The sequence below is a fragment of the Gloeomargarita sp. SKYB120 genome (genome assembly GCA_025062155.1).
Taxonomy (GTDB): Bacteria; Cyanobacteriota; Cyanobacteriia; order Gloeomargaritales; family Gloeomargaritaceae; genus Gloeomargarita.
Genome location: JANXAM010000040.1, coordinates 1 through 6,306 on the forward strand (window position 1 = coordinate 1; position 6,306 = coordinate 6,306).

A 6,306-nucleotide genomic window follows, 5' to 3' on the forward strand; every position below is an offset into this window, starting at 1 on the left:
GGCGGCCATTGCTGGCAAACCCATGCGGTTAGTCCTTCAGGGAGTGGGCACCCGACTGCAGACCTACTACGACCGGCCCTGGCGTCCTGACGAACCCCGGCGTACCCAAGTGGTGTGTATTGGTCGGAACTTGCCCCTGGCTTTGACGTTAGGGTTGGATTAGTCCTAATCCGAAGCCAGCAACGCCTAAAAGTGCCCCCAGCCCAATTAACCAAGGTGGCGGTACGCGCTTCCACCCCAGCAGTACGCCAGCCACCAACGCAATGCCCGTAACCCACAGGCCAGAGAGGGGAGAGGTAGTGAATGCGGTGAGACCCATCCGCCAACCCAAGCGTACTGCCACGACCCCAATCAGGGCCACCGCTGCGACATTCAACCCGTCTAAAAATGCTCCGGTCCAGGTCCTGCGCCGGCACCAAGTAATAAGGGGATTGAGCAGCGCAACGAAGACAAACGACGGCAAAAAGATTGCGACTGTAGAAACTATTGCTCCTGGCCAACCAGCAATCAAAAACCCTACAAAACTCGCTGTTGATAACACTGGCCCCGGCGTGAATTGCCCCACTGCAATCGCATCCAGTAATTGTTGCTGCGTTAACCACCCATAGCGCTCTACCAGGTCACGTTCAATAAACGCAATCAAGAGATAGCCGCCGCCAAAAAGCACCGTTCCCACTTTGAGAAAAAACAGCGCCAACGGCCACAAACCCGGCGATGACGCAGGCGTTGCGGGCATCGTTGCCCAAGGGAGCGCAGGCCACCAGGCGGCTGAACGGGCTGGTTTGGGTCGTTGCCCGAGCATTCCCAGGAGACCCCCGATGCCCAAAGCCGGTAACTCGCCCATGCCCAAGGCTGACAATAGCGCTGTCGCCAAGCCCACCCCCAGCAACCACGTGTTTTTCACCGCCTTTTGCCCTAAGCGCCACCCAGCATCGGCAATCAGAACGACGACCACCGGTTGAATGCCTGCCAGCACCGGCGCCATTTGGGGTAACGTCCCCCATGCGCGATAGCCCCAGGCGACCAGCGTGGTGAGCAACGCCGCTGGCAAAATGAACGCTGTTCCCGCCACTAGCCATCCGGCCCAGCCCGCCCGTCGTAGCCCGATCAAAATCGCCATTTCTGTCGAGTTTGGACCAGGAATCAGGTTGACCGCCCCCATCAGGTCTAAAAATTCGTCCGCTGGCAGCCACTGGCGCTGTTCGACCACTTCCTTTTGCATCAGGGCGAGGTGCGCTGCTGGCCCCCCAAAGGAAAATACACTCAACCGGGCAAAGACCTGGGCCAGTTCGACAAGGCGAGCCATTGTACACCTGCGCGCGGGTGAGACCTAGTCCATTATGAACGCCTATCTCCAGAGCGAAGGCAATCTGTTAATGTAAATACGGATGTGAGGAGAGACGGTGATCAGGGCATGAACGGTTGCGACAGCCGCTTACAGCCAGGGAGGTGGTTATCATGTCCGGCTTGGCGTGGCTGACAACCGTACTGTTTGTCCTGGCCGCCCTTTTGGGAATCGTTGAAGCCACTGCCACCTGGTTGGGCTACCGCACTATTACCTATTACCGCCTGCGCCGTCAACCTCGCTGCCGTTATGCCGAATTGCCCCGTTACTCGGTGATTGTAGTGGCCTACTTGCCCAATGAACAGGGCATTATTCTGGATACCCTCACCCATTTACTGACCACCTTGCCCCGCCCCAAAGCCGGTTTGGAAATCATCCTAGCCTACAACCGTCCCCAGCCCTTGCCTATTGAGACGCAACTCCAGGCGCTGGCCCAAGCGTATCCCGAACTGAAATTGCTGCATGTGGAAGGGAGCCGTTCCAAGGCGGAAAATCTCAATGCGGCGGTCTGCTGGGTGACGGGGGAAATGACCTTGATACTCGATGCGGATTTGAAACCGATGCCGGAAAGCGTGCGACGGGCATGGCGCTGGCTGGCGGGGGGACAGTACGACGTGGTGCAGGGGCGCAATATCATCCGCAATGCCCGCCAAAACTTGTTGACGCGGGTGGTGGCAGTGGAGTTCGAGCACTTATACGGGGTGAGTCACCCGGCGCGGTCGCTGCTGGCGGATTTGGGGATTTTTGGTGGGTCGAACGGTTACTGGCGCACAGAGGTGCTGCGGCGCGTGCGGTTCAATCCCAAGATGCTCACCGAAGACATTGACGTGACGGTGAAATTGTTGATCCAGGGCTATCGTATCATCCACGACCGGGACGTGATTGCCACGGAATTGGCGCCGGTGGATGGGGGAGCGCTTTGGTCGCAACGGCGGCGGTGGGCGCAAGGATGGCTTCAGGTGGGCTTGAAGTACGCCTGGCCGATTCTCCGGTCGCCCTACCTGGGGCTGGGTCAGAAAATCTATTTATTCTGCATGTTGGTCTGCGGCATGGCGCTGCATTTCACGATTCTCTATTACCCGCTGGTGTTGATGCAGGAGTTGGCGAATTGGAACTCGCTGCCGGCGCCGGCGGTGCAGTGGCTGGGCTGGATTACCACGTTGTTGCTGGTCAGCGGCCCGTACCAGGTGTTTGTGGCCTATCAGGGACGGAGCGCCCTGTCGCCTTGGAATGGCTGGGATTCGTTGCTGTATTGTCTCGCCCTGCCGGTGTACTCGTTGTTCAAGAATCTGGTGTGTCTGGCGGCGGTCTATCACCAGTTGACGGGACGGCGCGAGTGGGTGGTGACGCGCCGGGGGGCCTGGTCGCCGGGACAATAGGCATCGTTACAATAAAAAAACAGCTCACCAGGACGCAATCATGGCGCGGGATTTGCGGGGATTTTTACAGTTGTTAGAACAGCGGGGGCAACTACGGCGGATCAAGGCGCTGGTGGACCCGGATTTGGAACTGGCAGAAATTGCCCAGCGGGTGTTGCAGGCAGGAGGACCAGCGCTGCTATTTGAAAATGTCAAGGGGTCGCGGATGCCGGTGGCCATTAACTTGCTGGGCACGCTGGAGCGGGTTTGCTGGGCGATGCACATGGAACACCCGCAGGAGCTGGAAACGCTCGGTCAAAAACTCAGCCAGTTGCAACAACCGAAACCGCCCAAACATCCCGGTGAGTTTCTGGAATTTGGCAAGTTGTTGTGGGATGTGATGAAGGCCAAACCCGTCACCAGTTTTTTTCCGGTTTGCCAGCAGGTGGTCAAGCACGGGGAACAGGTGGATTTGACGGCATTGCCCCTGATCCGGCCCTATCCAGGAGATGCGGGCAAGGTGATCACGCTTGGGCTGGTGATTACCAAGGACTGTGAAACCGGCACACCGAATGTGGGCATTTACCGGTTGCAATTGCAATCCAAAAATACCCTGTCGGTGCACTGGTTGTCGGTGCGGGGGGGCGCGCGTCATCTCCGCAAAGCGGCGCAGCGGGGACAAAAGCTGGAAGTGGCTATTGCGCTAGGCGTTGACCCATTGCTCATCCTGGCGGCGGCGACCCCGATTCCGGTGGAATTGTCGGAGTGGTTGTTTGCTGGACTGTACGGGGGAAGCGGGGTGCATCTGGCCCGTTGCAAGACCCTGGATTTGGAGGTACCGGACCACGCCGAGATCGTGCTAGAAGGAACGATTACACCGGGGGAAGTGGCGCCCGATGGCCCCTTTGGCGACCACATGGGCTATTACGGCGATGTCGAGGATTCGCCCCTGATTCGGGTGCATTGCCTGACCCACCGCCAGGACCCTATTTACGCCACCACCTTTAGCGGTCGTCCCCCTAAGGAAGAGGCGTTGATTGCCATTGCCCTGAACCGGATCTATACCCCCATCCTGCGCAAACAGGTGCCGGAAATTGTGGACTTTTTCCTGCCCATGGAGGCCTTGAGCTATAAAGTGGCCATCCTTGCCATTGACAAAGCCTATCCGGGTCAAGCGCGGCGGGCGGCTTTGGCGTTTTGGAGCGCTTTGCCCCAGTTCACTTACACCAAATTCGTGATTGTGGTGGACAAGGACATCAATATCCGCGACCCGCGCCAGGTGGTCTGGGCCATCAGTTCCAAGGTGGACCCGCAGCGGGATGTGTTTATCCTGCCCGATACGCCCTTTGACAGTTTGGATTTCGCCTGTCCCAAGGTGGGGCTGGGGAGTCGCATGGGCATTGACGCTACCACGAAAATCCCGCCGGAAACGGACCGCCCCTGGAGTCCCCCTTTGACATCAGACCCGGAGGTTGCCGCCTTGGTGACCCGGCGCTGGGCGGAATATGGACTGGCGGACCTGGCGTTGACAGAGGTGAATCCCCGCCTGTTCGGCTACGAAATTGACGGGCTAAAATAAAAGAGCGATAATTAAAGATTGCAGGTGAAGCGGAACTGGCGGAATTGGTAGACGCGCTAGATTCAGGTTCTAGTGCCGCAAGGCTTCCGAGTTCGAGTCTCGGGTTCCGCATAGAGAGAGGGGAACGCAACGCATGGGACAGGTGACGGTGGGGTTGGTGCAAATGGTGTGCGACGCCGACCCCCAGGTGAATGACGCCCAGGCCAGGGAGATGATTGCCGAGGCCGCTTCTCAAGGGGCGCAGATTGTGTGCTTGCCGGAGTTGTTCCGCAGTCGCTACTTCTGCCAGACAGAGGACGAGGCAGCGTTTGACCTGGCGGAACCCGTTCCCGGCCCGACTACTGAATGGTTGCGGGCGCTGGCGCAGCAGCTCGACATTGTCATCATTGCTAGTTTGTTTGAGAAACGGGCGCCGGGACTTTACCACAATACAGCAGTGGTCTTAGACGGGCGGCAAGGGTATCTAGGCAAGTACCGGAAAATGCACATCCCCGATGACCCCCTGTATTACGAAAAGTTCTACTTCACGCCGGGGGATTTGGGCTATCAGGTATTCACGACCACCTACGGGCGGGTGGGGACGCTGGTGTGCTGGGACCAGTGGTATCCCGAGGCGGCGCGGCTGACGGCGATGCAAGGTGCAGACATCCTGTTTTATCCGACGGCGATTGGCTGGCATCCGGCGGAGAAAGCGGAACGGGGCGCGGCCCAACACGACGCCTGGGAAACCATCCAGCGGGGTCATGCCATCGCTAACGGGTGTTTTGTGGTCGCGGTGAATCGAGCGGGCTGGGAACCAACCCCCAACGGCCAAGGGGAGGGGATCGAATTTTGGGGGCAAAGTTTTGTGTGCGCGCCGGATGGGCGAGTGCTGGTGCGGGGGCCGGTGGACCAAGCAGCCGTCTTGACTGCAACCCTATCCCTTGACCAGATTGAAACCCAACGCCGGGGATGGCCGTTCTGGCGGGACCGGCGCATTGAGAGTTACCAGCCGTTGACCCAGCGCTTTCTGCTGCCCTAAATGTGGTGTTGCCGATCACGTACAATCAAATGCGTGTGATCCATCTGGGGTGGGTATGGACGTCCCGTTTCGACGTACCAAAATTGTGGCAACCGTTGGCCCGGCCTGCAGCACACCCGAAATCCTGCGGGCGATGATCGAAGCGGGGGTGAATACCTTTCGCCTGAACTTTTCCCACGGCACCCATGCGGACCACCAGCGCCATATCCGTCTTATTCGGCAACTGTCCTACGAACTCAACCGCCCAGTTGGCATCCTCCAGGATTTGCAAGGCCCCAAAATTCGCCTGGGCAAGTTCCCCGACGGAAGTGTGGTGGTGCCGACGGGAAGCACGTACATTCTCACCAGCGAACCGGTGCCCTGTACCACTGAGCGCGGCTATGTCAGTTACGACCGGTTGGCGGACGAGGTGCCGGTGGGCGCAACGATTCTCCTCGACGATGGCCGGGTGGAAATGCGGGTGGAAGAGGTCCGACCCGACACGAAAGAGTTGTACTGCCGGGTGACCGTCGGTGGCGTGCTCTCCAACCACAAGGGGGTGAATTTTCCAGGCGTATCCCTGTCGGTGAAAGCGCTCACGGAAAAAGACCGGGAGGATTTGCTGTTTGGTCTGGAACAGGGCGTGGACTGGGTGGCGTTGAGTTTTGTGCGCAGCCCCGAGGATGTGCTGGAACTCAAGGACATCATCGCCCAACACGGTCACCGGGTGCCAGTGGTGGCCAAGATTGAAAAACACGAGGCCATCGCCCAGATGGAGGCGGTGCTCTCGGTGTGTGACGGAGTGATGGTGGCGCGGGGCGACTTGGGCGTGGAAATGCCGGCGCAAGAGGTGCCCCTGTTGCAAAAGCGCCTAATTGCCACCGCCAACCGCCTGGGGATTCCGGTGATCACGGCGACGCAAATGCTCGACAGCATGGTCCATTCGCCCCGACCCACCCGCGCAGAAGTCTCGGACGTGGCCAACGCCATCCTGGATGGCACTGATGCGGTGATGCTCTCGAAC

General features: G+C 59.1%; 5 protein-coding genes and 1 tRNA gene. 5 read left to right on the plus strand and 1 reads right to left on the minus strand.

Features of this window, described 5'->3' with window-relative positions:
* Positions 1–148: 148 nt before the first annotated feature.
* A complete protein-coding gene (gene chrA / locus NZ705_11180; GenBank protein ID MCS7293511.1) occupies positions 149–1,306 on the minus strand; it encodes a chromate efflux transporter in 1,158 nt (385 codons plus the stop codon).
* 152 nt (positions 1,307–1,458) lie between these two features.
* On the opposite strand from chrA, the gene NZ705_11185 reads away from it, so the two are divergent.
* From NZ705_11185 to pyk, 5 genes are all read left to right on the plus strand, one after another.
* Complete coding sequence (locus tag NZ705_11185; GenBank protein ID MCS7293512.1) at positions 1,459–2,724, plus strand: glycosyltransferase family 2 protein; 1,266 nt, start codon at positions 1,459–1,461, stop codon at positions 2,722–2,724.
* Between the two features lie 40 nt (positions 2,725–2,764).
* The gene (locus NZ705_11190; protein ID MCS7293513.1) at positions 2,765–4,282 is read left to right on the plus strand and encodes a UbiD family decarboxylase; all 1,518 of its coding nucleotides are present in this window, start codon (positions 2,765–2,767) and stop codon (positions 4,280–4,282) included.
* Between the two features lie 29 nt (positions 4,283–4,311).
* Positions 4,312–4,393: transfer RNA gene (locus tag NZ705_11195), tRNA-Leu, on the plus strand.
* 22 nt (positions 4,394–4,415) lie between these two features.
* Positions 4,416–5,303 (plus strand): carbon-nitrogen hydrolase, encoded by an 888-nt coding sequence (locus tag NZ705_11200; GenBank protein ID MCS7293514.1) that lies wholly within the window; start codon positions 4,416–4,418, stop codon positions 5,301–5,303.
* 55 nt (positions 5,304–5,358) lie between these two features.
* Positions 5,359–6,306, plus strand: a 948-nt coding sequence (gene pyk / locus NZ705_11205; protein MCS7293515.1) for a pyruvate kinase, incomplete at its 3' end; no start/stop codon positions are given.